Raw genomic sequence first — 26,827 nt, 5'->3', positions numbered from 1 at the left:
ATTCACCAGCCCCTCGTCTGAAGAGCCTCCTGCTCAGAGAGCGTTCTTGCAGATATACCCCTCATGGGCTCTCCCAAGCCCTTCGAGACCTCTGCCAGCGTCTGGGGGTCATCGTAGTGGTGCACCGCCTCCACGATGGCAGCAGCCATCCTCTCAGGATGCTCTGACTTGAATATGCCAGAACCCACGAACACCCCATCTGCACCGAGCCGCATCAACAGAGCAGCGTCTGCGGGCGTTGCCACACCACCTGCGGCAAAGTTCACCACTGGAAGGCGCTGGAGCCTTGCGGTCTCCTCCACGAGCGAAAGAGGTGCCTCGAGCCTTCTGGCAGCGAGCCTCAGCTCCTCTTGTGTGAGGGCTGCAAGCCCCCTAATCTCACCCTGAATGAGGCGCATGTGGCGTACTGCTTCCACCACATCACCCGTTCCAGCCTCGCCCTTGGTGCGTATCATGGCAGCCCCCTCGTCGATGCGCCGCAGGGCCTCTCCAAGGTCCCTCGCACCGCACACAAACGGCACCGTGAACTGCTTCTTATCGATGTGGTGCTGCACGTCTGCGGGCGTGAGCACCTCAGACTCATCTATCATGTCCACGCCCAGCGCCTCAAGAATCTCTGCCTCCACGAAGTGGCCTATCCTCACCTTCGCCATCACAGGTATGCTCACCGCATCCATGATCTCAAGTATCTTCTGAGGGTCTGCCATCCTCGCAACGCCGCCAGCAGCCCTGATGTCTGCGGGGACTGCATGCAGAGCCATCACGGCCACGGCGCCCGCAGCCTCGGCTATCTCGGCCTGCTCTGCACTGGTCACATCCATGATGACGCCTCCCTTTTGCATGCTGGCAAAGCCCCTCTTGATCAGCTCGGTACCATACCTCAGTTCTTCAAGTTTCATCTCCCCACCTCGGCATTAAGCTAATACCCCCCACCCCTAATTAACTTAAGCTTTGCTCTCAAACAGCTCATCCACCGCCCTTGCAAACTGGAATGCCACTTCCCGTGCATCCAACGTCCTCACCACCCGCTCGTGCATGAGCACCTTTCCCTGCACAATTGTACTCACCACATCGCACGGGCTTGCCGAGTACACGATGTTGGACACCACGTTGTGCAGGGGAAGCAGCCTCTCTGATGTGAGGTCGAGCATCACGAGGTCGGCATCATAGCCCTCTCTGAGGAGCCCTCCATTCAGTCCCAGCGCCCTGTAGCCCGAGAGGGTGGCCATCTGGAGCACCGTGGGAGCGGACATCACGGTAGGGCTGAGCCTGAACACCTTGTGGAGCAGCGCTGCAGCCTTCATCTCACCGAGCATGTCGAGGTTGTTGTTCGATGCACAGCCATCCGTGCCCAGTGAGATGTTTATTCCCGCATCGAGCATCTCTGGCACCTTCGCCACTCCAGAGGCGAGCTTCATGTTGCTCACGGGGTTGTGGGACACCTTCACATTGTGATGATGCAAAAGACGAATGTCCTCATCAGAGAGCCATACACAGTGGGCTGCAAGCACATCCCCGCCCAAAAATCCCATCTCGCTCAGCACGGACACGATGCTCCTGCCATGCCGCTCCTCGAGCTCCTCCTTCTCCTTCTGCGTTTCGAGCAGGTGCATGTGGATGCCCACACCGTCCTCATCTGCCACCTCCCTCACCCTATGCAAGAACTCCAGAGAGCACGTGTAGGGGGCATGGGGCGCATACATCGTCCTGACCCTGCCATCGGCGTGCCCCTCGTACTCCCTTACAAGCCTTCTCGCCTCTGAAAGTTCTTTTTTGCCCCTGCGCTCATCCCCAAGCTCTATCATACCATGTCCGATGAAGCCTCTGAGCCCGCTCTCCTCTATCACACGGGCAACCTCATCCATGAAGAAGTACATGTCGCAAAATGTCCCAACACCACTGCGTATTAGCTCCAGAGCCCCCATCAGGGCGCCAGCCCTCACGTGGGATGCCCTCAGCTTCGCCTCTATGGGCCATATGTGCTCTCCCAGCCATACATCGAGGGAGAGGTCGTCGGCATAGCCCCTAAACAGCGTCATGGCAAGGTGGGTGTGGGTGTTCACGAAGGCTGGCATCACGAGCCTTCCCGAGCCGTCTATCACCTCGTCGGCCGAGATGCCCCTTGCCTCGCCCACCCTCACGAGCTTGCCCTCGTCTATCACCACGTCCGCCCTCTTGGGAGGAGAGCCATCGCCCACCAGCACGAGCCCACCCTTGATGAGAAGCTCAGCGTTCATAAAATGGGCGTTGGCACCAGAGTAAAAAAAGGTTGGGATTCTCTGAATCTTCCCAAGCTCGTCAGTTTGGTGAACGCTCTTCACACCACAAACTCCGCTGAGATATACCGCCATCGTTTCCCATATCTGAGACCACAACACCAAGTATAGTTCCAAGACCGGAGTATATGACCCCCGCTCACGCCCCCGCTCACGCAGGGAGCTTCCACCCCTCTATGGGGAGGTTGGGGGATGTGCATAAGACACCCCCTTCGGGATTCGCAGGGGGTTCTGCAAGCAACGAGAAGATAAAGAGTCAAGTCAATAGCTCTGCTCTTAAAACCGCTATATAGTGGTAAGGTAGAGACTCATCGAGTTTTATAAGCTCGAAGCCTGAAAACATCCTCTTCAGCTCTTCGACGCCCATTCTTTCCTCAAGGGGCGGACCACGAGGTGTTTCAATCTTCTTCCATTCAGCCACCACAATGTAAGAAGCTCTCCTCGCCCACTCGATGTAACCTGATGCATCGTCCATCTCATGAAGAACGTTGGAAAATAGCACGAGATCGATCTCGAAATCAACCTCTGGTGGCTTATCCGATACAATTATTTCAACGTTTTTCACACCCATTTTTGCTAACCTTTCCCTCAGCTTTGCTGTCATTTCGTGACTTATTTCAACCGCACAAACCTTTTTGAATGTCTTCGAAAGTGGAAGTGTGAGATAGCCAGTTCCCGCACCAATGTCGAAAGCCACATCTTTCTTCAGTTCATCTATGCTTTCGATGACTTCAACGACCTTTTCTGCCGGAAAGAACTTCTTTCTGTGCTCCGATTCAAGTTCATGGGCATTAGCCGGATCAAATATGTGTGGCATACTAAAACCTCCTAACAACTTTCCCTATCCTCAAATCCACTGTAATTCTCTGTCATTTCCCAAATATTTTTCCAGTAACTCCACCCGTGACTTTACATCTCCGAAAGATTACTGGAGGTCAGAATCGCCCTGGAGAGAAGACACGTACCCCCCCAGAACCCCAGCAACCCTGCCCCCTAAGTCCAGGTGTGTTGCGCGATTGGGAAAATGTTTTCATAAAGTGATCCTCGATGCTCACTCCGTGGGGCTTGAAATCAGGGGCATCGTGCTGGTCACTGGGGACAGAAATGATATTGCCAGTAATGAGCAGACCATCTGCAATAACACCTCAATAGCGGAAGTCAAATGGCTTGGGGATGTGAGAGTGTGAGCGACAAAAGTCCCAACAGGAGTGACGTGATAACCGCATCTGAGATTGGTGATTACATCTATTGTTCGGTCTCGTGGTACCTTCAGAGGTGTGGACACGCCCCGGAATCCCCGAGGCTGGAGGAGGGAACGAGGAAGCATGCTGAGGTTGGGGAGAAGCTGACCATTGTTCAGAAAGAGAAGAGAGCATCAAAGCGGCTCAGAGACGCTGCATATATCGTGCTGCTCATCGCACCTCTGCTGCTGGTGCTGGGCTCTATGCTGGGGTTCGTGGTGATTCTGATGCTCGCCCTCACCCTTCTTCTGGTTTCCCGAATAAGGTCTGGAAGGGCTAAGAGGCTTAAGAGCAAGTATGGCATCCCCAGTGAGAGGGTGGTGTACTCCGACCTCAAGGGCAGCGCAAGAACCCTGTTCTCCAGAAGGTATGGGATAGCGGGTAAGCCTGACTACATCGTGAGGGAGAACCCCAGCGGAGCGTACATACCTGTAGAGGTCAAGAGCACAAATGCGCGCAGCCCCTATCGAGGGCACGTGCTCCAGCTCGCAGCCTACTGCCTGCTGATCGAGGAGAAAAGCGGCACCCGTGTGCCCTACGGCATCCTCGTGTACGCCGACGGAAGGCAGCACAGGATACCGTTTGACGATGCCCTAAGAAGCGAGCTGCTCACCACTATCGGGGAGATGAGGCTGTATCTGAAGGAGAAGAGAGTGGACAGAAACCACACATCACCGAGGAAGTGCGCTGCGTGCTCGTTCAGCGATGTGTGTACACAGGTCGTGCTAAATGATAACAAATGAGACCTATTGGGGAAGCACCACACAAGACATTTAAATACTGCTTTCTCTTTGGGATGCAGTAAGTCATATAAAGGGCGGAGTGTATGTCCCGGTGTACCTTGCAGACTCCATAAGGCTGCCAGAGATGATGGAGAGCATTAGTTGTTTACTCAGTAGACGGAGAGTATTTCCAGATACCGGCCATATTGAGCGAGAAGGGAAGGCTGGATGAGGCAGTGGAGGCAATAAAGGAGAGTGATTTATCCCACCTCTGGCACATACATCGCCTCGTGTGTGGTGGACAAGGAAAGAGTGCTTAATGTCGTCAGAGTGAACGGCTTCGGGATTGGTGTGAGCGGGCTCGTGATAGACCATAAATGCTACTATTATGAAACGGACACTGAAAATGAAGCATACTATCTCTCATGCCTGCTAAACTCGCCTCTAATCGATGAAGATTTGAAGGATATGCAAGCCCGTGGGCTTTTCGGTCCAAGACATATTCACAAGAAAGTGCTGGAGTTTCCATTCCCCAAGTTCAGCCCAAGGAACGAGATTCACGGGCTGGAGGATGAGCTTCAGAGAATAAGCGAACTCACAGCTGAGGTACTACCAGAGCTTGAGGGTCAGAGAGGTTAGGTCTCTATAAGGTGTCTTAATCATGCGGCACCAATTAAATAGTGAGGTAATCTTCATTGATGAATCTGGAGACCCAGCTTTATCTGAAAAATCAATTGAACGCATGCCTTATTATGCGATGGGGTTTGTGTATTGCAATGGGGTTTGTGTATTGCAAAAATCCCTCACAGCTTTTAACGGCGTCAGCCGTCAGGAGCTGTGAAGGAGCATATCCACAGCAGGGCTGTAAAGGCTGTAAAAAACATTCATCCTTGCCATCAGATAGAGTGAAATCCCATTGGCACAATACTCGCCTCCAATGAAGGCCATCCTGACCTACGAGAGAGGGACCATAAAGATAGCTGGAGATGCACACATCCCACTAGCCAAGTTTGACTCACGCTCTGGGTGCTACAGGGCGCTTGCCTACACCTACAGGGACATAACCGAGTATCTCGAAAGGGCGGGAGTGGAGGTTGAGGACAGGGTGCTAAACCCCATCCCTTGCCCCTACTTGGACGCCGACATAGAGCTAAGACCCTACCAGCAGCAGGCCGTCGAGGCGTGGATGCTAAGCAGGAGGGGGTGTGTTGTTCTGCCCACGGGCTCGGGCAAGACCCATGTTGCCCTTCACATCATCCAGCGCCTCTCCCTGCCCACCCTTGTGGTGGTGCCCACCCTTGATCTGGTGGATCAGTGGGCTGATAGGCTCTCAGTGTTTGGGGTGGAGTGGGTAGGAGAGCTTTCAGGGCGCAGGAAGGACATTCGCCCAATCACAGTCACCACCTACGACTCTGCATACGCCAATGCCGAGCGCCTTGGCAACAGGTTCCAGCTCCTGGTGTTTGATGAGGTGCACCACCTTCCCTCAGAGGCATACTCTCACATAGCCGAGATGAGCGCTGCCCCCCATCGCCTTGGCCTTACCGCCACCTATGAGCGGGAGGACGAAAGGCACGAGCTGCTGCCCAGGCTCGTAGGGGGGAAGGTGTTTGAGCTCATGCCCCAGGAGCTTGCTGGTGAGCACCTTGCCAGCTACGTGGTGGAGCGGGTGTACCTGCCCCTCACACCAGAGGAGCAGGCGGAGTATGACGCCAAGGCAAAGGTGTTCAAATCATATATCAGAAAGAGGGGGCTGACCCTCAGGAGTATGGAAGACTTTCGGAGAGTGGTGATGGCAACGGGCTACGACGCCTTAGCATATGAGGCCCTTAAGGCATGGAACGAGGCAAGGAGGATCGCCTTTAGCTCCCACAACAAGCTCGTGAAGCTCAGGGAGCTCCTTGAGATGCACAGGAGAGACAAGATAATAATCTTCACCCGCCACAACGAGCTGGTGTACCGCATCTCCAGAGAGTTCCTCGTCCCAGCCATCACTTATAAAACACCAAAGGAGGAGCGACACCTAATCCTGAATGGCTTCAGAGAAGGCACATACAGGGCAGTGGTGAGCAGCCAGGTGCTGGACGAGGGCATAGACGTGCCAGACGCCAGCGTGGGCATCATCATGAGCGGCAGCGGTAGTGGCAGGGAGTTCATCCAGCGGCTGGGCAGGATTCTGAGGAAGAAAGAGGGGAAGGAGGCAGTGTTGTACGAGCTGGTATCCAAAGATACGGGGGAGGTGGGCATCTCCAGGAGAAGACATGCTTCCAAGGGAGCTTCTTGATGTCAGAAGGTACAGGGGCAGGATACACCCGAGGTTTGCAGGCGAGAAGGAGGTGCCCCTTGCCGAGGCTGTTCTGGAGACCTTCAGAGAGCATATCGGGGAGAGGTACGGCTCCCTCCAGCAGGTCCTGAGGCAGATGGAGGATGCCAAGACCTACCGAAAGGTAAGGGGCTTTGCCAAGGTTGTTGAGCGCCATTGTGTGCTTGAGTGTCCATCTCCCCTTGACCCTGTGAGCGTCAGGTCTTACCTCTTCAAGGATGGATATGTAACCACCAATGAGGAGCGTAGGAGAGCCATAGAGAGAGCAGCAGAGCACTTTGCAGTCACTCCCATAGAGATTGAGCAGGCCATGTTCGCTGACAGGGAGGATAACCTCGTTCTAACAGGTGTTCCTCAGATGGCACCAGAGGAGCTTGTGCGAAGGTATAACCTCTCCCTCCTCCAGACCTCTGTCTTCAATGCGCTGAGGCTCATCATCAGAACCTCCACCAACCACAAGGAGATATTCAGGAGGATGAAGTGGCTGGGGCTCATGTACGAGCTCTACGAGGATGATGGGCTGAAGGTTGAGATAACTGGCCCCGCCTCTGTGCTGAAGATGAGCAAGAAGTATGGTACCTCGATGGCAAAGCTCATCCCTGCAGTGGTGAAGGCAAGAAAGTGGTGGCTAAAGGCAGAAATACTGGATGATCGCTCAAACCGCATCCTAACGCTGGAGATGGACGATGGACAAAGGGGGCTGTTTCCAGAGCAGGATGAGGAGGTGAAGTACGACTCGTCCCTTGAGAGGGAGTTTGCGTGGAAGATGAGGAGCCTATTGGGTGTTGAGGTGGTGAGGGAGCCCTCTGTGCTCAGGGCGGGAAGGTATGCCTTCATCCCAGACTTCCTGCTGAAGAAGGGTGGGAAGGAGGTCTATGTGGAGATTGTGGGGTTCTGGACTCCAGAGTACCTCAAGAGAAAGGTGGAGAAGCTGCAAAAGGCCGATGCGCCCATGCTGGTGGTGGCAAGAGATGACCTTGGGGAGTGTGGAGTGGACGGGGTTATCACCTTCTCCACATCCATACCCTACAATGAGGTCATTGGGCGTGTTAAGCACCACCTCTCAAGAGAGGTCAGGTTCGAGGGAGAGGTGATAGACCTGTTAGCCCTCTCTGAGGAGTATATCGTGCCTTTTGAGAGGCTTAAGGCGTCTCTGCCTGAAGGGTACGTGATTGCAGGTAAATACGCATTGAAGCAGCAATCTATTGATAACCTGTGCCGTGAGCTTGAGCAGGTAAATCCAGAGAGACTCTCTGATGCCCTCCCAGTTCTTGAAAGGCATGGTGTGAGCCACGATATCCTTCCGAGCTTAGGCTATGAGGTGAGATGGGTCGGGCTATTTGAGGGGGATGCAATAATCAGAAAGAAGGATGAGAGGAGAGGGAGGTGGTATAGGGAGAGGCGCAATTAGTTGTGGGGCATACAGAACACAGGAAGAGGTCAGGAAGGGGTGGTGTGGTGACCTTCTCCCCTAATTCATCTCCGCCCTAACAGATAGAGCCTTCTTAGCGTTGCTTAACTTCGTAAGCAACTGTTGATTACTCTGTAATCAACACGACAAAAGGTAAAAGCTGATTTGGAGCGGGAGTTTCCATGAGTAAAAAGGTAGCTTGTGATTGAGCAGATGCAACGCTTTTCCGTTGCTTGCAAGACTCCTTCCGAAGGGGATATACAAAGGGAGGCGGGCAGGCAAAAAGTTTGAATGCCTTGACGAACACCTCATATAGTTCGTAACAGCCGTAAGGCTGGACTCCCCAAAAGGGGAGGCGTTAAGTAGCCCGTGAGTCCTTCCTCGTGGGCTCGTGGGAAGATAAGGTAGTGGCTGCGTGAACCAGCCAGTGGAGATAAGGTGGGTGTGGTGTAGACCCACAATGGTGTTGAGTAGACCCACAATGGTGTTGAGTAGACCCACAACCTCCCGAAGCTCCTTGCGTGAGCAAGGAGTAGTTCACCTCCTTACGGGCTGGAAGCCTCGCCTTTTAAGGCGAGGAGGAGGTCAGGATAGCCCGATGAGCCCTCGAAACAGCAGAGTTATGTAGCCAACCTTGGGAATCCTCATCATCGCCTTTCCCACCACCCACTCACTCCTTACTGGTGTGAGGTAGGAGATGCTACCCTGCTGGTCATAGTAGGGGTTGGTGAGGGAGTTGTCACCCTTTGTGATGTATCCAGCATGAGGGGCTGGGGGTCCACCATCCCACATGGGCTCCCCTTTTTCCACGTAGTACATCGCCCTGTGAATGATTGGAGTGCCGTCCATCCCATACTTGTGATACAGTATCACATCGCCAAAATCACCAAACGACCTATACCCTGTGCTCCTGCCCTCCTTCCATGTGGTTATATTGCCCATCTTGGGGGACTGAATGATCACCACGTCCCCCCTGTACAGGTGGGGCTCCATGCTGCCAGACTCCACCACCACGAGGGGCTGCCACACACCGAGCGCAAGCTTTGAGGCTGAAGTAAAAAGCAAAAGCAGAACGATGACCCAAAGCACATCTTTGAGTATCCCTCTCAGCCATCCAACCTCTGGCTTGCCACCATCCATCCAACCACTCTCTGAAGGCTCTAACTTTTTATGGGAGGGCGGCACTTATACTTTACGGGTGCCCATGGCAGAAGGTAGGCAGCTGGAGCTATCGTATGTGGTCGAGCAGATTGCATCGTGCGAGTGCATGGTGGAACCCGAGGCGGCCCAGAGGATAGCGAAGGTGTGTGATGGACAAAAGTTCAGAAAAATTCTGGAGGCCATACAGAAGAATGACCTTCTAGTGCTGACGTGCTCCGATGTGGACTCCATTCTGGAGCATACGGGCGCCAGGGTGCGCCCTCCCCCACAACCCTCTAAGGGAGAGCGCCCAGAAAATGGTGTGTCCGTGCTATGGGATGTCAAGAGGGTGTACTCGAACGCCAGTTCGTGCGATAGCTTTGTGCAGTACTTCAGGAGCAGGTGTAAAAAGCTTCGGAGTATACTGATGCATAGAACGTTCTCACCGCGGCCAATATCCTCGCTGACAAGGCGCAGACAAACCTCGGAAGGCAGGGAGGAGGTATCCATCGCCGGGCTGGTGGCCGATGTTCGCATCACGCGCAACGGCCATATACTCATCGAAATCGAGGACGAGTCGGGGAGCTTTACAGTGCTCGCCCCAAAGGACGGCGAGGTGATGAAGTGGGCAAGCTCGGTGGTGCTCGACGAGGTGATAGGTGTAAAGGGTACGCTGAGCAGCGATGGCAGGCTGCTCATAGCAAGTGAGATAATCTTCCCCGACATCTCTCTCGAAAGGGCACAGATGCGGCTGGGTGGAGGGAGCGACGACGAGAATGCGGGGTACGCAGTGCTAACCTCGGACATCCACGTGGGCAGCAAGAGCTTTCTCGAGGATTCGTGGCACAAGTTCGTGGACTGGTTGAATGGAGATGTGGGAAATGAGAGGGCGAGGGCAATTGCTGAGGACGTCAGATACCTGCTCGTGGCAGGAGACCTCGTTGAGGGAGTGGGGATATACCCCAACCAGGAGAGGGACCTTTCGATAGATGATGTGCTCGAGCAGTACGAGGTTCTCGCCTCGCTGCTCGCCGGGATTCCGCATCACATACAGATAGTGCTCTCCCCGGGAAATCACGATGCTGTAAGGCAGGGTGAGCCCCAGCCCGCCCTCGGGGAGCAGGTGAGGGCTCTGTTCGATGATGGGATTATATTCGTGGGCAATCCATGCGTCGTTGAGCTCAATGGCGTGAGGGTGCTCATGTACCACGGGCGCTCCATCCCAGACTTCATATCCTCGATAGACGGGCTGGACCTCAACGACCCCATCACCCCAATGAAGCACATGCTCATCAAAAGGCACCTTTCCCCTGTGTATGGGGGAAGCGTGCCCCTCGTGGCAGAGCCAGAGGACAGGATGGTGATAGAGCACGTGCCAGATATCCTGCACTGCGGACACGTGCACATCGCGGGCCATGGCGTGTACAGGGGAGTAAGGCTCATAAACTCCGGGGCATGGCAGGCCCAGACGGATTACCAGAAGATGCGCAACATCACCCCAACGCCAGCGAGAGTGCCCGTGGTCGAGCTTTCCAGCCTCAAGACCACCTTTTTGAACTTCAGGTGATACGGTGAGTGAGCGCTTGCGAAGACCAAGGCAGGTGAACGCCGAAGTTTACGATGAGCTGATTACTTAATCAACTGCTGCTTACATAGTAGCACGTTCAAGCAGTTCTGCAAGGAGAACAAGATGCCCCTGAAGGAGGGACTGGAGCGGGCGCTGGTGCACTTTCAGAGGACAGCCTCAGAGGACAGCCAAGGTTCAGAGAAGGCTGGAGGAGTTCGAGGAAGGAGTCTCACTGCCCATCCCTCATATTCTCCAGCACACATCACATCCCCCTCCCGTTTGGCATCTTCAGCCCTGCCCTGCTCATCGAACACATGCTTCGCCCTCTGTAAGCAACTACGTGAAGCTCCCGCCTTCAGCCGTGGAGTAGCTCACAAATGGAATGAAGGAATTTCACTTAACATCCTGTGTATCCAACTCCCTCCCCACACTAAAGGGCGAGGCGGCACGATTTTCAGAGCAAATTAAATACTTTTCCAATAAAGAAAACATAAAAGATTATAAGCATCCACCCTTCCCATTTTGTAATTTCTTTATCTTGTGTCATGAAAAAGTATAATAATGTTGCTACCAACATCATAGGCAAACCAAATGTAAGTATGCTATGTGGAATAATTAAAGTTCCAAAGAAGGCAGGCATTCCCATCACTGCAAGAGCATTAAATATGTTTGAACCTAATACATTCCCCACAGCTATTTCTGGTTTTCCTTTTCTTGCCGCTGAAACAGTTACCATCAGTTCAGGTAGTGAGGTGCCTAAGGCTACTGCACTAATTGCTATTATCTCCTTTCCTATATTCAATATTTTTGACAATTTAATAACAGATTCAATAGTGTACTCTGCACCAAGATAAATAAAAAAAGCGCTAACAATAAGAATAGTTAAAGTTTTCCAATCTAATTTTCTTCTTTTTTTAAGTTCTTCCTTCATTTCTTTTTTAATTTCAACATCTTCATACTCTTTTTGTGTATGTATAGTATAAAGTAAATAAAGAATAATACCCCCAATACACAATAAGGCTTCAGGTAAAGTAAAAATACCATCCCAAATAGTTACCGCTAGTAAAAATGCTGAACCTATTAACAACGGTAAATCAACATGAACGAGTTCGTAAGTAACTTTAATTTTCTTACCAATAATGGCAGCAATACCTAAAATAAGAAAAATGTTTGTTATATTTGAGCCAACAACATTTCCAACCACTATCTCTGAGGAGCCTTTTAAAACGGCAAAAATGGATGAAACAAGCTCAGGTAAAGAAGTCCCTATTGCTACAATAGTAACTCCAACAATAAAAGCAGGAAGGCCAAAATATAATCCTATTTTTTCAGCAGAATCAGTAAAATAATCAGAAGCTTTGATTAGAACAATTAAGCTTACTATAAAAATTATTAACCAGATGAAGAGATGCAACATAATTATACTGGAATTAACTTTCTTTAAATCATTTTCGTTTTCTTAAGCGCTGCCGAGCAATTAGACATAAGCAGGTATGCGAAGCCCATAAGGGTTTGGGTGAGCGTAAGCGAACTGCATACCTGCTGTTGTGCAAAGTGAAAAATGGGTTTTTCACCTCCTTTTGCGGGCTGGAAGCCTCTAAGGGGAGGAAAGCCCGCTTTCCGAACATTTTTATTTTCACCCATCTAAGCACCCCTTAAGAGGGTTGCTCTGACTCAGCCCGATGACACCAACCGAAGGCAATGACCCTGCTGTGAGGCAGATGCGAGCCGGCTCCCCTATGGGGAACCTCCCCGCTTTAGCGGGGAGAGGAGGTCAGTTATCATTTAATTTACCTCTCATTAGATAAATCGCAACATATTCGTTATTCCTTATGGCCTCTTTCAGTGCTTCGGTATTTTTTTCTGCTTTAATAAGCGTTTTCCATGAGTATATGTGCCGTGGCTCATGGAAATCCGAATTTGCAATGTAGTTGTACTTCTTCACCCCTATAGAATTAAACAAATCATCTCGATTAGCAACTTCCCAAGCATCAAATAGATCTCTGAATTTCTCTTGGTTCTTCCACAAATGCCATGAATGATGCACTTGGTCTTGTTTCTTTTTATCTGGATGGGCAGCAATGACCAATGCGTTCTGTTCTTTAGCCCTCTTAACAATTTCTTCGACGGGTAACGTGGGATCAATATATTCCTTTACATCTATCACGAGGATATGATAAAAGTCGTGGTTATTTGTGACTTCCACTCCGGGTATCAAGAGCATATTGTATTTCTCCCACGCTCTTTTAGCCTCATCCCATAGTAATTTCAAGTAATCTTTGAAATCTTCTTCCTTTATCACATTAATCGGTTCCCCATTTTTTATCCTCTCTTCAAGAGTATATCTATCAAGTATGTGGTCAGTTATTGAAATGGCATCAAAACCATGCTCCCCGTATAAATCAACCACCTCCCTGAGAGGAATCTTACCATCACTAAGACTTGTATGAATATGAAAATCGCAGAGTAGCCAATCCTCATCATTTAAACCTCTCATTAAATTCACCTCCTTTGCCACAATATTTATCATTTCTCTCCACTAATAAACTTTTAGTTGCCATCCATGCTAAAGTCTCTTGCGGGCATCACACCCTTACATACAATAACACCAGTAACCTCTTTTTTAGTTTCTTTCTTTACCACCCTAATTGCAACACAAATGCAACACCTCAAGATTCGACAGAAGCCGAGACTCAGAGCTTGCCGTATTTGCCTTGGTACGCCCATGTGGCCGTCCATGTGCCCCCGAGAAATAGCAAAATTTCTTAACGATTGATTTGGAAAATCTTTTATAGCATCAGCAAAAGTTAGGAGCACGCTCACTCGTTCGGGATTTTACACCTAAGGATGGATGACCCATGAAGGAGATAAGAATTCATGGAAGAGGCGGGCAGGGGTCGGTGACTGCTGCGGAGCTTCTGGCTCAGGCTGCGTTTGAGGATGGCTGGTACTCACAGGCGTTCCCCTCGTTTGGGGTTGAGCGAAGAGGGGCTCCGGTGACGGCGTTTGTGAGGCTGGATGAGAAGCCCATAAGGCTCAGAGGCCAGATATACACCCCTGATTACGTGATAATACAGGACCCCACGCTGGTTGCCACCGAGAACGTGTTGGAGGGGCTGAAGGACGATGGGCTAATACTCATAAACTCTGCCAAGAGCCCTGAGGAGATGGCTCTCGGCACGAAGGCACAGGTGCGCACAGTGAATGCCACCCAGATAGCCGTTGAGGAGCTGGGAAGGCCCATAGTGAACACCCTCCTCTTGGGGGCGTTTGCCGGAGCCACTGGGCTCGTGAGCGTGGACTCGATAAAGAGGGCGGTGCTCAGAAGGTTCAGCGGAAAGGTGGGTGAGATGAACGCCAAGGCAATCGACAGGGCATATGAGCTGATGGGGGGTGAGTAGATGACCATCAAAGCGACGGTGGGTGCCACGTGCGAGCCTGGCACATCGAGGAGGAACAAGACTGGGGCATGGAGGACGTTCAGACCCGTGTACGACCACGAGAAGTGTGTGAGGTGTGGGATGTGCGAGATATACTGCCCCGAGGGAATAATACACTACAACGAGGAGAAGGACATCTTCGAGCCAGACTACGAGTACTGCAAGGGGTGTGGGCTGTGTGCAAGGGAGTGCCCCAAAAATGCGATTGAGATGGTGCTGGAGGTGAGATGATGCACAAGAGCCCAGAGATGGAAAGGATGAGCGTGGTGGAGGGCTCGTATGCCGTTGCCCACGCGGTAAAGACGTGCAGGCCAGATGTGATTTCGGCATATCCCATCACGCCGCAAACGCACATCGTGGAGTACCTCAGCCAGTTCGTGGCAGATGGGGAGCTAAACAGTGAGTACATCAATGTGGAGAGCGAGTTCTCCGCCCTCTCGGCGCTGGTGGGTGCGAGCGCCGCTGGTGCACGCACGTACTCTGCCACCACCTCTCAGGGGCTCGCGCTCATGAATGAGGTGCTGTTCAACGCCTCTGGTATGAGACTGCCCATCGTGATGACCATCGTGAACAGGTCGCTCTCTGCCCCGATAAACATATGGAACGACCATCAGGACTCCATCTCGGCAAGAGATGCGGGATGGATTCAGCTGTATGTGGAGGATGCACAGGAGGCTGGCGATGCCATAGCCCAGGCATACTGGGTGGCGGAAAACCACGACGTGCTGCTCCCCACCATGGTGTGCATGGACGGCTTCATACTCTCCCACACCTATGAGCCCGTGGTGCTGCTGGAGGAGGAAAAGACGAGGGAGTTCCTTCCACCATACGAGCCGCTGCACAAGCTCGACCCCGCCAACCCCAAGGCCTTCGGGATGTTTATGGGTCCAGAGATGTACACCGAATTTCGCTACATGCAGGAGCTGGCAATGGATGCCGCCCTGCCCAAAATCAAGGAGGCGGCCGCACTGTTCAAGAAGATATACGGCAGGTGGAGAGGAGACGTGGTGGACGAGTACCATGCAGATGCCGACGTGCTGCTGATAGCCATGGGCTCTGTGGTGGGCACCATAAAGGACGTAATAGACGAGCTGAGAGAGGAAGGTGTGAGCGTGGGGCTTCTCAAGGTGAGAGCATTTAGGCCCTTCCCCAAGCAAGAGATAAGAGAAGCCATAAAGAGGGCTAAGGTGGTCGCCGTGCTGGACAAGGATGTATCCATTGGCACCAGAGAGGGGGCGCTGTTTAGCGAGATCAAGGCAGCGCTGTACAACACACCCACGAGGGTGCCTGTGGTGGGCTACATCCTTGGACTCGGTGGCAGAGACATTCCAGCAGCCCGTATTAGGCAGATTGTGGCAGATGCCGAGCGGGTGATGGAGGAGGGTATAAAGCAGGAGAGCACCTACATAGATGTGAACGAGGAGGCGATATGATGGCAAGAAAGGGCACCCCTCTAATCTCAAAGCTGGCTCCAGGGCACAGGGGCTGTGCTGGCTGTGGAGCCGCACTGGCCGCAAAGCTCGTTCTCGAGGGAGCTGGAGACGATATCATCGTGTGCAGCCCAACGGGGTGTCTGGAGGTGTTCACCACGCCCTTCCCAGACAATGCATGGCAGGTGCCATGGATTCACTCGCTGTTCGAGAACGCTGCAGCCGTTGCCTCCGGCATTGAGAGGGCACTCAGGGCTATGGGCAATGACCACACCAAGGTGATGGTGATAGCTGGCGATGGTTCCACGTTCGACATCGGCTTTGGTGCCATCTCTGGTATGTGGGAGAGGGGGCACGATGTGACGTACGTGTGCTACGACAACGAGGCATACATGAACACGGGAATACAGCGAAGTGGCTCCACCCCCCTGTGTGCAGCCACCACCACCTCACCAGCTGGAAGGGTATCCCTTGGAAAGCCCCAGAACAAGAAGAACATGCCAGAGATCGCGGTTGCCCACGGCTGTCCATATGTGGCCACGACATCCATCGGCTATCCCAAGGACGTTATAACCAAGGTGAGAAAGGCGGTGCACACTGAGGGACCCACATACGTGCAGGTGCACTCTCCGTGCTGCACTGGATGGTACTATGACCCCTCGCTCACCGCAGAGATTGCAAGGCTGGCAGTGGAGACTGGCCTGTATCCACTGGTGGAGTTTGAAAATGGCGTGCTCACCAACGTGCGCAAGATTCACAAGAGAAAGCCCGTGGAGGAGTATCTCAAGGCACAGGGAAGGTTCAAGCACCTGTTCAAAAAGGAAGAGGGCAAAGAGGCGCTCCGCCGTATCCAGCAGATTGCGGACGACAACGTGAAGAGGTATGCGCTGGAGTGATGGGGCTTCCATCGGTGGGAGGGGCATTGTAGCGGTGCCAATAGAGGGAGTACCCCCCATCAAAAAGGGAGATGACCTCGCTAACATCGCCTCCAGCCTGTTTGGCTTCGAGGACGGGGATGTCCTCGCCATTGCCTCCACAGTGGTGTCCAAGTCAGAGGGGAGGGTGCTGGAGCTTTCGAGCATCGTGCCCACGGAGAGGGCGAGAAGAATTGCAGAAAGATGCAAAAAGCCCCCTGCGTTCGTGCAGGCTGTGCTCGATGAGAGCGAGGAGGTGCTCGTGGAGCACCCATTTTTGCTCGTGGTCAGAAAGGGACACGTGTGTGTGAACGCAGGAATAGATGCGAGCAATGTGGAGGAGGGAAAAGTGCTGCTGCTTCCCGATGAGCCTGACAAGAGTGCTGAGAGGATAAGGCAGGCCATTGAGAGGCTGACGGGAAGGCGTGTGGGCGTAATCATCACGGACACCAGTGGGCGGCCCTTTAGGGTGGGGCAGTGTGGTGTGGCTCTCGGATGTGCTGGGCTCGTGCCCATCAAAAGCTGGATAGGCGTGCCAGATATGCATGGACGCCCCCTCGAGATTACCGAGGAAGCAATAGCCGATGAACTCGCTGCCCTCGCCAACGTGCTCATGGGCGAGGCCAATGGCATGACCCCCATGGTGGTCATCAGGGGCATGTCAGACGTGGTGGTGGACGAGGGGATGGGGGCGAGCACCCTTCTGAGACGCAATGAGGAGGACGTGGTAAGGGCTGCCCTCAGGCTCTGGCGAGCGAGCAGAGCCCATTAATCGTGCGCCCGTCCTCGCTTTCCAGCAAGACACCCCTGCTTTATGGCCCTTGCCTCGCGCTCGATATCATCCAGCCTACCCTGGGCTGCAAGCCTCACAAAATGGGAGCCCACCACCACCCCATCTGCCCCAAGGGCAACCAGCCTTTCAGCCTCCTCTGGGGTGGATATGCCAAAGCCCACTACCTTGGGCACCGATGTGCCGCTCACGCCCTTGAGCATGCGCTCCACCCTCTCAGACACCCCCCCACCCACGCCAGTGGTGCCAAGCCTCGAGACGATGTACAAAAACGCTGTGCAGGCGTCGAGAATCCTCCTGAGCCTCTCGTGAGGTGTGGTGGGTGCGGCAAAGCCCACATAGCCCACACCATTCTGTGCACACGCCCTTCTCAGCTCATCCGCCTCCTCTATGGGCAGGTCTGGAACCACGATGGCACTGATGCCAGAGAGAGCACAGCGCTCCACAAACGCATGAACACCTCCTCTAAGCAAGAGGTTGTAGTACGTCATCACCACGAGGGGTACGTCCACATCGAGGCTGGATACCATCTCAAAGAACACATCTGGATTCATCCCCCTCGCAAGAGCCCGCTGGGAGGCCTCCTGTATCACCTTGCCATCGGCTATCGGGTCCGAGAAGGGAAGACCCAGCTCGATTATATCTGCTCCGCCCCTCTCGAGCCTCTTCACGACATGAGGTGTTGCCTCTAAGGAGGGGTCCCCCGCACACACATATGCCACGAGGGCAGCCCCATCGGAAAACCCTTTCTCAAGCCCCATGCGCCTTCCTCCCAAGCACGCTCTCTACATCCTTGTCCCCTCTTCCCGAGAGGTTGATTACCACCACCTCCCCAAGCCTCTCGACATTGTTGAGCACGAAGGCAACCGCATGTGCCGACTCGAGGGCGGGTATTATGCCCTCCAGCCTGCTGAGCGTGTGAAAGGCATCGAGGGCCTCGTCATCGGTGATGCTCACCGCATTCACCCTCCCCATATCACACAGGTGGGCAAGCTCTGGACCCACACCAGGATAGTCCAGCCCTGCGGCAACAGACCTCGATTCGAGAATTTGCCCGTACTCGTCCTGCAAAAGCCTCGTCTTTGTGCCATGAAGCACCCCATCTTCCCCCACGCACAGCGATGCCGAGTGATATGCGGTGTGCTCATCACATCTGAGCCCCTCTCCAGCCGCCTCCACCGAGTACAGCTGCACATCGTCCTCCAGGAATGGGTGAAACATGCCCATCGCATTGCTCCCCCCTCCAGTGCACGCCACGATGCTGTCGGGAAGCCTGCCCTCCCTCTCGAGTATCTGTTCTTTCGTCTCGCGTCCAATCACCCGCTGAAAGTCCCTCACAATGGTGGGGTATGGGTGTGGTCCCACCACCGAGCCGAGCACGTAGTGGGTGTCCTCCACATTGCTCACCCAGTCCCTGAGGGCTTCGTTGATTGCATCCTTGAGTGTGCGGGAGCCGTTCCTCACGGGTATCACCCTCGCTCCAAGCAGCTCCATCCTGTACACGTTCACCCTCTGCCTTTCCATGTCCTTCTCACCCATGTACACATCCACCTGCATTCCGAGCACTGCCCCTGCCATTGCAGTGGCACACCCATGCTGTCCAGCCCCAGTCTCGGCGATTAGCCTGTGCTTTCCCATGTGCTTGGCGAGCAGCGCCTGCCCGAGGGTGTTGTTCAGCTTGTGGGCTCCACCATGCACGAGGTCCTCCCGCTTGAGATACACCCTGCAGCCCACATCCCTGCCCAGCCTTCTGCACGCATACAGGGGTGTGGGCCTTCCAGCAAACTCCGAGAGGAGCTGTGATAGCTCTCTCTGAAAGTGCTCGTCCACCTTTAGCCGCTCATACTCTCTCTCAAGCTCCAAAAGAGCTGGCATGAGCGTCTCTGGCACGAACATTCCACCGTACTTTCCAAACCGTCCCTTCAATTCTCCACCTCCATCGCCTACACTGCCTCCATCGCATGCACGAGCCTGTGGGTGCTCTCATACAGGCTGGGAAGGTCCTGCATGAGGGCAGTGCCCACGAGCACCCCATCCACGCCTGCCTCCACGACGGTGCGCACATCTGCCACAGAGCGGATGCCACTCTCCGAGATGAGCACCACATCCTCGTCCATGTCTCTTATAAGCGGAGCGAGTGAGAGTGTGGTGGAGAGGTCCACACTCAGTGTGGCAAGGTCCCTGTTGTTGATTCCCAGCATCCTGGCTCCAGCATCGAGGGCAGCCCCTGCCTCATCCACGGTCCTGACCTCCACGAGTGGCTCTATCTTAAGCCTGTGGCACTGCTCCACCAGCTGAGGCAGCTTCCCTCCCACCAGCGAGGCAATGAGCAGCACGCCATCCTGATAGCCCTCCGTGAGCTGCAGTGCTGAGAGAATGAAGTCCTTTCTGAGCACTGGCACGTCCACCCTCCCCCTCACGAGCTTCAGGCTGGCAAGCGAGCCGCAAAACACCTCTGGCTCAGTTAGCACCGAGATGGCACATGCACCAGCCTCCTGCATCGTGTGGGCGAGGTGTGCCGCTTCATGGGGGGTGATGTGCGCAAGCGTGCCCGCTGGCGATGCTGGCTTTATCTCGGCTATGAGCCCAAATCCCCTCTTCCGTCTTGCCCTGCGCACGCTCTCCACAAGACCCCTTGGAGCGAGCACATAGGGCAGGGGCTCGTAGAGCATGGCCTCCGCCCTCAGCACACCTATCCTGTGGCGCGTGTGCTCCACTATGGCGCGGATAATGGGATTGTCCATGGGGGAGACCACGTCCGATGGCTCCATGCTCTCCTGCATAATAATCACCTGCACATCTCCACGAAGTTCTCTATGATTCGCATGCCCATGGGCGTGAGGATACTCTCGGGATGAAACTGCACGCCCTCCACGGGATGCTCTTTGACCCTGATGCCCATCACCAGCCCCTCAGAGCCCTCATCGATGCACACAGCAGAGGGCTCTGCGTCCTCTGGGATGCTGGCAACCATGAGGGAGTGGTATCTTCCCACCCTCATGGGGCTGTCCACTCCCTTGAACACCCCCTCACCGTCGTGCACTATTGTGGATGTCTTACCGTGCATGGGTGCGGGCGCATGGCTCACCGAGCCCCCAAGCGCCACGGCAATCGCCTGCATCCCAAGGCACACGCCGAGCAGGGGGATGTTCTGTGCGATGCCCATCTCCCTCACCACATCGATGCATACACCCACATCCCTCTTGCTGTAGGGTGTCCCAGGCCCTGGGGAGAGCACGATGCCATTGGGCTTGAGCCTCATCAGCTCTCGAAGGGGCGTGGTGTTGGGCACCACGAGTGTATCGTCCTCTATCTGGGACACGTAGTCCACGAGATTCCACACAAACGAGTCGCGGTTGTTTATGAACACGATCACGTGCCCACCTCCCTCTGGATGGCAAGGGAGCGTATTGCCTCCAGCATGGCACCCATCTTCGAGCACGTCTCCTCGTACTCCCGAGAGGGAACGGAGTCCGCCACTATGCCAGCCCCAGCCTGCACGCTTGCCACACCATCCTCGAGCACGATAGTGCGTATCGTTATGGCAAAATCTGCACTGCCACTGAGGCTTATGTAGCCCACCCCGCCTCCATAAAAGCCTCTTGGCCTGCCCTCCAGCTCATGGATGATCTCCATTGCCCTGAGCTTTGGTGCCCCTGAGAGTGTGCCAGCTGGAAACACAGCCCTGATGGCATCAAACACATCCATACCATCCCTCAGCCTTCCCTCCACAGTGCTCTCGATGTGCTGCACATGGGAATACCTTTTGACCCTCATGAACTCTGAGACCCTCACGCTGCCCGGCCTGCACACCATCCTGACGTCATTTCTCGCAAGGTCAACGAGCATCACGTGCTCCGCCCTCTCCTTCTCGTCCCCAAGCAATCCTGCCGCAAGCCTCTCCTCCTGCTCTGGCGTGCCCCTCGGATACGTGCCAGCTATGGGATTTACCGTAAGCACGCCATCATACACCGAGAGCATGCGCTCTGGGCTGGCACCTATGATGGCAAACTTCGGAAAGTGCAACAGGTACATGTATGGGCTGGGATTGATGGAGCGCAGGGCAGTGTACAGCTCGACTGGAGTGGCATCTGTGGGGATGGTGCACTTCCTTGAGAGCACCACCTGAAACACATCGCCATCGAATACGTGCTGCTTTGCCCTTGCAACCATGCGCTCGAACTGCTCCTTTGATGTGTGCTCTTGGGGCTGTTGCTTACTTCGTAAACTGTTGACCCGGTAATCAACATCTCCCACTTGTGCCCCCCTGCAGGATGGACGCCTTGCTCTTCTGAGGATGTCCTTCATCTCGCAAAGCCTCCTTTCTGCCCTGAGCCGTGCCTCATCTGGCGATTGTGGATGTACCACCTCGCATGCCAGAAGATGAACACAGCCCTTCCTATGGTCAAACACCATGTTGGAGGTGGTGAGCATGAAGGCTCCGCAGAGCACATCGTCCCTCACGAGCTCTTTTAGCCAGCATGAGTATGCTGCCTCGTATCCCAGTGCTCCCACGAGCCCGCCATCGAGCAGCTGCCTCTTTGTGTCGCAGCTCACAACGGGTATGCAGCTTACAGGATGCACGAGTCTGAGGGCATCCAGCACGTCCATGTCCTCCAAGAGGTATCCCTTCCCATCGTGGGTTAGGGTATGTTCGAGCGTGCGCTCTATCCTCTCAGTGAGCTCATTTTTCTCCATGGGCTCAAATATCAGATGTCTTGCCCTCATGGTGATGAGTGCCAGGGGGTGCGAGCCCACGAAAGAGAACCTTCCCCTTCCCTCTCCATCGGCAGACTCGAGCAGGTAAGCGCACTCAGTGGAGGGCAGAGCGCAATATGCCTCGATGGGCTCAACTCCCACGTGCACACTCGTGTGGAATGGAAAGAGAAAGCTCTCCTCGTGGGTGCTGCACGCCCTTTCGAGCATGGAAAGCTCATTCAACCCGCCTCACCTCCGAGACAAACTGCTCCATCAGGCGTGCATCCTTGAGACCCTCCGCACTCTCCACCCCAGTGGATACGTCCACTGCAAAGGGCCTTACCAGCTGGGCTGCCCTTGCCACGTTATGGGGTGTGAGCCCGCCCGCGAGCACCACTGGCACGTCCAGCACCTCCCTCACCCTCGCGCTAATCTTCCAATCATGCACCCTTCCGCTACCAGCCGCCGTGTCCAGGAGGATGCAATCGCACACTCCTGCATACCGTTCAGCCTCGGAGAGCACGTGCCCGAGGGGCCGCTCTCCTACCATCACCGCCTTGATGACGGGAATGCGGGAGGAGAGCCTGTCCAGCTCCTCCACCGAAAGGGAGGAGTGCACCTGCACGAGGTCTGGTGAGAGCACATCGAGCATCTCCATGACATCCGAAAGGGTGCTGGGGGTACACACCAACACCCTGCTCACAAAAGGGCTCACAACATCCATGAGACAAGATGCCCTCTCCGGTGTGAGGTTTCTTGCCGTGCGCCTGTTGGTGCCCACCACAAAGCCGAGGGCATCCACGCCGGCATCCACGGCAGCCTTCACATCAGCCTCTCTCGTGATACCACACACCTTCACCCTCACCCTCATCACTGAGCCTCCTTGGGTGCACAAAAGTGCACGACGTGCTCCAGCTTGGCAAGGGCTTCTCCAGAGTCGATGGCACACGCCGCCATCTCTGCCCCATCGAGGAGAGAGGAGGCTGCACCCGCGATGTACAGCACTGCGCCCGCGTTCATGAGCACCACATCGCGCCTTGGTCCTCTCCTGCCCTCGAGCACGCTCCGCACATACTGGGCGTTCTCCGCGGGGCATCCTCCCAGTATGTCGGAGAGCTTGGTGGTGGGAAGAGAGAAGTCCTCTGGCGAGAGCGTGTAGTGCTCCACACTGTTGCCCCTGATCTCGCACACGCTCGTGGTGCTGTAGCTCGATATTTCGTCCATGCCCCCACCATGCACTACCATCGCCCGCCGCGTGCCAAGCTCAAGAAGTGCATGTGCCACCAGGGGTACGAGCTCCTCGTCGTACACACCCACGAGCTGTGCGGTGGCGCCCGCTGGGTTTGTGAGGGGGCCGAGCACGTTGAACACCGTCCTGAACCCAAGCTCGCTGCGCACTGGCGCCACCTTTCGCATCGAGGGGTGAAACACCGATGCGAGAAGAAAACCAAAGCCCACATTCTCTATCATGCTCTTCACTTCCCCCGCGGACATGTCCGTCCTCATCCCGAGCGCCTCGAGCACATCGGCGCTTCCACATCTCGATGTAAAGGCGCGGTTGCCGTGCTTTGCCACGGGCACGCCGCACGCCGCAACCACCAGGGCACATGCAGTGCTGATGTTGAACGTGGAGAGTCCATCCCCTCCTGTGCCGCACGTATCCACCAGCATATCGACATCGGGATGTATCGTGAGGGCTGCCTGCCTCATACCAAGCGCAAGCCCTGCAAGCTCCGCTGGGCTCACGCCCCTGAGTCTCAGAGTGGTGAGCAGAGCTGCAATCTGGGCATTGCTCGCTCCATCCAGGAGGCTGAGCATGAGCTCACACGCCTCCTCCTTCGTTAGATGCTCCCCCTCCACGAGCCTGAGCAGATACTCCTTCATCAAATGCCTCCGTTAATGTACACATGTGTTCTTTGAAGAACAAGTACATACATCATATAAAAGGCTTTTGGATGCAAACATGGCAGATGCCTCATGGGAAAGCTACATAATGGTGCTCAGCAAAGTTCAATGGTCCATGGAGGTGGGCATGGGAGCCCAGAGGGCAACTGCCAGAGAAAAGCGTGCCTTCGATATGCTTGAGCCGAGGGTGCGTGCCTGCCTTGAAGCCCTTGGCTTTAGGGTGCCAACCCCTCCTCAAGAGGTTGCCATACCCAAGGTGCTCGCCCACCAGCATGTGCTCGTCATTGCACCAACGGGCAGCGGAAAGACCGAGAGCGCCATGCTTCCCATAATGAGCGAGCTTGTGAGGGAGAAAGAGCGTGCTGGAATATATGCGCTGTACATCACCCCCCTGCGTGCCCTGAACAGGGACATGCTCAGGCGCATGCGGCAGTGGGCACAGATGCTGGACATAGACATACAGGTAAGGCATGGCGACACGACCACATCGCAGCGAAGAAGGCAGGCACTAAAGCCCCCGGACATTCTCATCACCACACCCGAGACGCTCCAGATAGTGCTCACAGGAAAGCGGCTCAGAGGGCACCTTGAGGGTGTGCGATACGTGGTGGTGGACGAGGTGCACGAGCTGGCGTCCTCAAAGCGAGGAGCTCAGCTCTCCCTTGCCCTCGAGAGGCTCACGCTGCTGTGCGGGGAGTTCACGAGAGTGGGGCTCTCTGCCACGGTGGGAAACCCCCAAGAGGTAGCTCGCTTTCTTGCAGGCGTGGACAGACACATCGAGGTGCTCGATGTCAGCTTCACCACCCATCCAAGCATAAGGGTCAGCATTCCAGCACTGAAGAAGGAGGATGTCAAGCTGGCATCCAAGCTGTCGTGCAGCCCGCAGCTCGCCTCCCATGTGAGGGCAATCTCCGAGATAGTGGAGCACAAGACGTCCACCCTCATATTCGTGAACACCCGCTCCTCTGCCGAGGTGCTGGGCTCGAGGTTCACCAGAATGGGACTTCCCATAGGGGTGCACCATGGCTCGCTCTCCAGAGATGTCAGGGTGGCGGCAGAGGAGGACTTCAAGCAGGGAAGGCTCAAAGGGCTGATATGCACCTCCTCGATGGAGCTGGGGGTGGACATAGGCGCTGTGGACCACGTGGTGCAGTACAGCTCCCCAAGGGAAGTATCGAGGCTTGTCCAGCGTGTGGGACGCTCTGGACACTCGCTGGACAAAACGTCCGAGGGCACCATCATATGCACCTGCCCCGATGACGTGCTCGAGTCGTGTGTCATCGTGAAGATGGCGAGAGAGGGCATGCTCGAGCATCTCACCCCGCCCCCCATGCCCATGGACGTGCTCGCCAACCAGATATGCGCTACCGCCCTGTTCAAAGAGATGAGTTTGAAGGAGCTGCATGCACTGTTCAGAAGGGCATATCTCTACAGAGAACTCACATATGAGGATGTGGAACGGGTGGCGGCAGAGCTTGCAGAGCACGGGCTCATCTGGCTCGAGGGGGACGTGGTCAAAAGGCGAAGACGATGCATGCACTACTTCTACGACAACCTCTCCATGATACCCGACGAGCGACGCTACACCGTGCACGACGTGGTGAGCAGGCGTGCCATAGGCACCCTCGACGAGGTGTTCGTGGCCAGCATCGAGCAGCCACATGCGGTGTTCATCTCAAAGGGCGAGATGTGGAGGATTGCCGATATCGACCACGAGCACATGGAGGTGAGGGTGGAGCCCGTCTCTGGTGAGGGGGACGTGCCAGACTGGGTGGGCGAGGAGATTCCCGTGCCCTATGCAGTGGCCCAAGAAGTTGGAAAGCTCAGAAGAAGGATAGCGGACACCCTCCAGCAGGGCAAGGGGCTCTTGGAAATCGCATCCGAGCTTTTCACGGACGAGCACACCCTCGACGAGGTGGCAAGGGTGATATCCTCCCAGCTGAAAGACCACCTCGTCATACCAGACCACACCACCCTCACGGTGGAGGAGCACACCGACGAGGAGGGGCACTACATCGTGGTGAATGCGTGCCTTGGGCACAGAATCAACGAGACGCTGGGAAGGTATATTGCCACCATGCTCTCAGCAAGACACGGGGAGAGCATCGGCGTGGAGGTGGACCCATACAGGATACGGCTCAAGACGCCAAGAGGTGTGCATGCCGAGGAGGTGATGGCACAGCTGAGAGATGCCAAGCCCGAGCACGTGCGTCCCGTGCTCGAGTTAGCCCTCAAGGGTACCAACCTCTTTAAGTGGAAGTTCGTTGCCGTTGCCAAGAGGTTCGGAATTTTGGGCAAGGATGTGCGGTGGCAGAGCATCGGCATCGGCAGGCTCATCGAGGCATACAGGGGCACAGTTGCATACAGGGAGGCTCTGTCCGAGGTGATGTGGGACAGGCTGGACATAAAAGGGGCAGAGCGGGCAATCGATGCCATACGGACAGGAGAGCTCAAACTCATAAGGCAGCGGGCCTCTCCCATGGGGGCATGTGGGTTCGGAGCCCGCTATGACCTCGTGGCAAGCACAAAGGCGGATGCGGTGGTGCTCGAGGCGCTCAAGGAGCGCATCCTCAATGACCACGTGCTGCTCGTGTGTGTGGACTGCTGCACATACCACCAGAGGGTTCAGGTAGCCCGTGTGCCAGAAGACATCAAGTGCCCCGTGTGCGGCTCAACGTTCGTGGCTGCCCTGAAGCCATGGGAGGGAGAGGTGCGAGAGCTGCTCGCAAAATCGAAGCGCACAAGGCTCAGAGAGGACGAGGTGGCAAAGGTCAAAAGGGCTCACAGAAACTCAAGCCTCGTGCGCTCCTATGGGAAAAGAGCGGTGGTGGTGCTCGCAGCAAGAGGGGTGGGTCCAGAGACCGCTGCGAGAATACTCTCTCACCCCATGAGGGGTGAGCTCGACATGTACCGAGCAATTCTGAGGGCAGAGAGAACGTATGCCAGAACTCGGCGCTTCTGGGACTGAGC

At 55.0% G+C, this 26,827-nt stretch carries 25 protein-coding genes; 12 read left to right on the top strand and 13 right to left on the bottom strand.

Annotated features, from left to right (window positions below; translation table 11 throughout):
- Positions 1 to 2: 2 nt before the first annotated feature.
- The 3 genes from pdxS to BP07_RS07585 all read right to left on the bottom strand — a co-directional run bounded on the left by pdxS (position 3) and on the right by BP07_RS07585 (position 3,093).
- Entirely contained in the window at positions 3 to 899 is an 897-nt protein-coding gene (pdxS, locus tag BP07_RS07595) for a pyridoxal 5'-phosphate synthase lyase subunit PdxS (protein WP_042687553.1), read from the bottom strand.
- Positions 900 to 944: 45 nt separating this feature from the next.
- Positions 945 to 2,237 (bottom strand): amidohydrolase family protein, encoded by a 1,293-nt coding sequence (locus tag BP07_RS07590; RefSeq protein WP_042687906.1) that lies wholly within the window; start codon positions 2,235 to 2,237, stop codon positions 945 to 947.
- A 295-nt stretch (positions 2,238 to 2,532) separates the two neighbouring features.
- The gene (locus BP07_RS07585; RefSeq protein ID WP_042687550.1) at positions 2,533 to 3,093 is read right to left on the bottom strand and encodes a class I SAM-dependent methyltransferase; all 561 of its coding nucleotides are present in this window, start codon (positions 3,091 to 3,093) and stop codon (positions 2,533 to 2,535) included.
- 241 nt (positions 3,094 to 3,334) lie between these two features.
- Between BP07_RS07585 and BP07_RS09160 the strand changes: the two genes are divergently transcribed.
- The 5 genes from BP07_RS09160 to BP07_RS07565 all read left to right on the top strand — a co-directional run bounded on the left by BP07_RS09160 (position 3,335) and on the right by BP07_RS07565 (position 7,973).
- Positions 3,335 to 3,463 carry a hypothetical protein gene (locus BP07_RS09160; protein WP_276624350.1) on the top strand — a complete coding sequence of 43 codons (129 nt, stop codon included), beginning with the start codon at positions 3,335 to 3,337 and terminating at the stop codon, positions 3,461 to 3,463.
- Positions 3,460 to 4,260: a CRISPR-associated protein Cas4 gene (gene cas4 / locus BP07_RS07580; protein WP_052353351.1), complete on the top strand. Its 801-nt coding sequence runs from the start codon at positions 3,460 to 3,462 to the stop codon at positions 4,258 to 4,260. The genes BP07_RS09160 and cas4 overlap by 4 nt, the downstream gene beginning before the upstream one ends.
- A gap of 234 nt (positions 4,261 to 4,494) precedes the next feature.
- On the top strand, positions 4,495 to 4,878 hold the full coding sequence (locus BP07_RS07575) for a restriction endonuclease subunit S domain-containing protein (protein ID WP_157203154.1): 384 nt from the start codon (positions 4,495 to 4,497) through the stop codon (positions 4,876 to 4,878).
- A 298-nt stretch (positions 4,879 to 5,176) separates the two neighbouring features.
- Positions 5,177 to 6,523, top strand: coding sequence for a DEAD/DEAH box helicase family protein (locus BP07_RS07570; RefSeq protein WP_042687544.1), 1,347 nt, complete (start codon positions 5,177 to 5,179; stop codon positions 6,521 to 6,523).
- Positions 6,501 to 7,973, top strand: a complete 1,473-nt coding sequence (locus BP07_RS07565) for a DUF790 family protein (RefSeq protein ID WP_052353350.1) — start codon at positions 6,501 to 6,503, stop codon at positions 7,971 to 7,973. Before BP07_RS07570 ends, BP07_RS07565 begins: the two co-directional genes overlap by 23 nt.
- Before the next feature lie 585 nt (positions 7,974 to 8,558).
- Here BP07_RS07565 and BP07_RS07560 read toward each other — a convergent pair.
- On the bottom strand, positions 8,559 to 9,113 hold the full coding sequence (locus BP07_RS07560; protein ID WP_042687541.1) for a signal peptidase I: 555 nt from the start codon (positions 9,111 to 9,113) through the stop codon (positions 8,559 to 8,561).
- Positions 9,114 to 9,177: 64 nt separating this feature from the next.
- On the opposite strand from BP07_RS07560, the gene BP07_RS07555 reads away from it, so the two are divergent.
- Positions 9,178 to 10,680, top strand: a complete 1,503-nt coding sequence (locus BP07_RS07555; RefSeq protein WP_052353349.1) for a DNA-directed DNA polymerase II small subunit — start codon at positions 9,178 to 9,180, stop codon at positions 10,678 to 10,680.
- Positions 10,681 to 11,134: 454 nt separating this feature from the next.
- Here BP07_RS07555 and BP07_RS07550 read toward each other — a convergent pair whose 3' ends face one another.
- The gene (locus tag BP07_RS07550; RefSeq protein WP_042687540.1) at positions 11,135 to 12,097 is read right to left on the bottom strand and encodes a calcium/sodium antiporter; all 963 of its coding nucleotides are present in this window, start codon (positions 12,095 to 12,097) and stop codon (positions 11,135 to 11,137) included.
- Positions 12,098 to 12,454: 357 nt separating this feature from the next.
- Positions 12,455 to 13,198, bottom strand: a complete 744-nt coding sequence (locus tag BP07_RS07540) for a PHP domain-containing protein (RefSeq protein ID WP_211247082.1) — start codon at positions 13,196 to 13,198, stop codon at positions 12,455 to 12,457.
- Positions 13,199 to 13,538: 340 nt separating this feature from the next.
- On the opposite strand from BP07_RS07540, the gene BP07_RS07535 reads away from it, so the two are divergent.
- The 5 genes from BP07_RS07535 to BP07_RS07515 are packed head-to-tail and all read left to right on the top strand — an operon-like array spanning position 13,539 to position 17,236.
- Positions 13,539 to 14,081 (top strand): pyruvate ferredoxin oxidoreductase subunit gamma, encoded by a 543-nt coding sequence (locus BP07_RS07535; RefSeq protein WP_042687534.1) that lies wholly within the window; start codon positions 13,539 to 13,541, stop codon positions 14,079 to 14,081.
- Entirely contained in the window at positions 14,082 to 14,351 is a 270-nt protein-coding gene (gene porD, locus BP07_RS07530) for a pyruvate synthase subunit PorD (RefSeq protein ID WP_052353348.1), read from the top strand.
- Positions 14,348 to 15,553, top strand: a complete 1,206-nt coding sequence (gene porA / locus BP07_RS07525; RefSeq protein ID WP_084174173.1) for a pyruvate synthase subunit PorA — start codon at positions 14,348 to 14,350, stop codon at positions 15,551 to 15,553. The genes porD and porA overlap by 4 nt, the downstream gene beginning before the upstream one ends.
- Positions 15,550 to 16,446, top strand: a complete 897-nt coding sequence (locus BP07_RS07520) for a thiamine pyrophosphate-dependent enzyme (RefSeq protein WP_245597083.1) — start codon at positions 15,550 to 15,552, stop codon at positions 16,444 to 16,446. The genes porA and BP07_RS07520 overlap by 4 nt, the downstream gene beginning before the upstream one ends.
- On the top strand, positions 16,433 to 17,236 hold the full coding sequence (locus BP07_RS07515; protein ID WP_052353347.1) for a coenzyme F420-0:L-glutamate ligase: 804 nt from the start codon (positions 16,433 to 16,435) through the stop codon (positions 17,234 to 17,236). Before BP07_RS07520 ends, BP07_RS07515 begins: the two co-directional genes overlap by 14 nt.
- Here BP07_RS07515 and trpA read toward each other — a convergent pair.
- Genes trpA through trpD form a run of 7 tightly spaced genes read right to left on the bottom strand, consistent with a single transcriptional unit; the run spans position 17,233 to position 23,836 of the window.
- Positions 17,233 to 18,015: a tryptophan synthase subunit alpha gene (gene trpA / locus BP07_RS07510; protein WP_042687531.1), complete on the bottom strand. Its 783-nt coding sequence runs from the start codon at positions 18,013 to 18,015 to the stop codon at positions 17,233 to 17,235. The two genes, BP07_RS07515 and trpA, sit on opposite strands and share 4 nt — an antisense overlap.
- The gene (gene trpB / locus BP07_RS07505; protein ID WP_042687528.1) at positions 18,005 to 19,180 is read right to left on the bottom strand and encodes a tryptophan synthase subunit beta; all 1,176 of its coding nucleotides are present in this window, start codon (positions 19,178 to 19,180) and stop codon (positions 18,005 to 18,007) included. Before trpB ends, trpA begins: the two co-directional genes overlap by 11 nt.
- Before the next feature lie 17 nt (positions 19,181 to 19,197).
- Positions 19,198 to 20,037 (bottom strand): indole-3-glycerol-phosphate synthase, encoded by an 840-nt coding sequence (locus BP07_RS07500; protein ID WP_084174172.1) that lies wholly within the window; start codon positions 20,035 to 20,037, stop codon positions 19,198 to 19,200.
- Between the two features lie 5 nt (positions 20,038 to 20,042).
- On the bottom strand, positions 20,043 to 20,630 hold the full coding sequence (locus BP07_RS07495) for an anthranilate synthase component II (RefSeq protein WP_042687525.1): 588 nt from the start codon (positions 20,628 to 20,630) through the stop codon (positions 20,043 to 20,045).
- On the bottom strand, positions 20,627 to 22,195 hold the full coding sequence (gene trpE / locus BP07_RS07490) for an anthranilate synthase component I (protein ID WP_052353346.1): 1,569 nt from the start codon (positions 22,193 to 22,195) through the stop codon (positions 20,627 to 20,629). The genes BP07_RS07495 and trpE overlap by 4 nt, the downstream gene beginning before the upstream one ends.
- Positions 22,188 to 22,823, bottom strand: a complete 636-nt coding sequence (locus tag BP07_RS07485; RefSeq protein ID WP_042687522.1) for a phosphoribosylanthranilate isomerase — start codon at positions 22,821 to 22,823, stop codon at positions 22,188 to 22,190. Before BP07_RS07485 ends, trpE begins: the two co-directional genes overlap by 8 nt.
- Positions 22,823 to 23,836, bottom strand: a complete 1,014-nt coding sequence (gene trpD, locus BP07_RS07480; protein ID WP_042687519.1) for an anthranilate phosphoribosyltransferase — start codon at positions 23,834 to 23,836, stop codon at positions 22,823 to 22,825. Before trpD ends, BP07_RS07485 begins: the two co-directional genes overlap by 1 nt.
- Before the next feature lie 136 nt (positions 23,837 to 23,972).
- On the opposite strand from trpD, the gene BP07_RS07475 reads away from it, so the two are divergent.
- Entirely contained in the window at positions 23,973 to 26,825 is a 2,853-nt protein-coding gene (locus tag BP07_RS07475) for a DEAD/DEAH box helicase (RefSeq protein ID WP_245597082.1), read from the top strand.
- Positions 26,826 to 26,827 lie beyond the last annotated feature (2 nt).

Origin of the sequence: Methermicoccus shengliensis DSM 18856 (assembly GCF_000711905.1) — an archaeon.
GTDB classification, from domain to species: Archaea; Halobacteriota; Methanosarcinia; order DSM-18856; family Methermicoccaceae; genus Methermicoccus; species Methermicoccus shengliensis.
The sequence above is the reverse complement of the archived record's forward strand: the minus strand, read 5'-3'. Positions and strand labels throughout refer to the sequence as shown.